This window comes from Myxococcus sp. CA023 (assembly GCF_010998615.1).
In the GTDB taxonomy this organism is placed as follows: Bacteria; Myxococcota; Myxococcia; order Myxococcales; family Myxococcaceae; genus Myxococcus.
Window position 1 is genome coordinate 1 of sequence record NZ_JAAEAH010000216.1, and the last position, 417, is coordinate 417.

Sequence of the window (417 nt, forward strand, 5' to 3'; positions counted from 1 at the left end):
GCCGTGGCCCACGGCCAGATGCCCGAGCGCGAGCTGGAGAAGGTGATGCGCGACTTCGTGGCGCAGCGCTACAACATCCTGCTGTGCTCGACCATCATCGAGACCGGCATCGACGTGCCCACGGCCAACACCATCATCATGAGTCGCGCCGACAAGTTCGGCCTGGCGCAGCTGCACCAGCTGCGCGGCCGCGTGGGCCGCAGCCACCACCAGGCGTATGCCTACCTGATGGTGCCCGACGTGGACGGCCTGACCAAGCAGGCGGCCCAGCGGCTGGACGCGATCCAGCAGATGGAGGAGCTGGGCTCGGGCTTCTACCTCGCCATGCACGACCTGGAGATCCGCGGCGCGGGCGAGGTGCTGGGCGAGAACCAGAGCGGCAACATGCTCGAAGTCGGCTTCCAGCTCTACAACGAG

At 67.4% G+C, this 417-nt stretch carries 1 protein-coding gene; it reads left to right on the forward strand.

The window, feature by feature from the left end; genetic code table 11:
* Window positions 1-417: helicase-related protein (locus tag F8M74_RS37345; protein WP_256368051.1), on the forward strand; the 417-nt coding region annotated here is incomplete at both ends.